Source organism: Streptomyces sp. AC602_WCS936, assembly GCF_019049125.1.
In the GTDB taxonomy this organism is placed as follows: Bacteria; Actinomycetota; Actinomycetes; order Streptomycetales; family Streptomycetaceae; genus Streptomyces.
Map to the genome: position 1 here is coordinate 1 of NZ_JAGMUF010000049.1, position 872 is coordinate 872.

At 64.6% G+C, this 872-nt stretch carries 1 protein-coding gene; it reads right to left on the reverse strand.

Annotation, left to right across the window (positions count from 1 at the left end; genetic code table 11):
- The coding region (locus KUM03_RS16920) for an IS630 family transposase (protein WP_217249470.1) at positions 1–872 on the reverse strand (872 nt) is incomplete at both ends.

Here is an 872-nt window from a genome sequence, read left to right on the forward strand (position 1 = left end):
TAGTGATCTGAGTCGGAGATTCGTCGGCAGTATGCGGCGACTTTGTCGAGGATCTCGTCGGCAGTCTTCGTCCAGACGAACGGTCTGGGGTGGTCGTTCCAGTCCGCGAGCCAGCTGCGGATGTCACGTTCGAGGGCCTGCACGGAGCGGTGGACACCGCGTTTGAGCTTCTTCTGGGTGAGCTCGGCGAACCACCGTTCCACCAGGTTCAGCCAGGACGAACTCGTCGGGGTGAAGTGCAGGTGGAAGCGGGGGTGTGCCAGCAGCCACTTCTTGATGGCGGGTGTCTTGTGGGTGACGTAGTTGTCGAGGATGAGGTGCACGTCGAGTTCGGCGGGTACTTCCTTGTCCAGTTTGGTGAGGAACTTCTTGAACTCGACGGCACGGTGCCGCCGGTGCAGTGAGCCGATCACCTTGCCCGTGGCGACCTCCAGGGCGGCGAACAGAGTGGTGGTGCCGGCGCGGACGTAGTCGTGGCTGCGGCGTTCGGGAACCCCGGGCACCATCGGCAGGACGGGCTGGGACCGGTCCAGGGCCTGGATCTGCGACTTCTCGTCCACGCACAGGACCAAAGCCTTCTCCGGCGGGTCCAGGTAGAGGCCCACCACGTCACGGACCTTGTCGATGAACAGCGGGTCGGTGGACAGCTTGAACGTCTGTGTCCGGTGCGGGGCCAGGGCGAACGCCCGCCAGATCCGCGAGATGGCGGACTGGGACATGCCCGTGGCGGCCGCCATCGATCTGGTCGACCAGTGGGTGGCGTTCTTCGGTTTCTCCTCGAGTGTTTTGACGATGACGCGCTCGACGTCCGCGTCGGTGATCTTCCGCGGGACACCGGGTCGCGGCTCGTCGGACAGACCATCCAGACCACG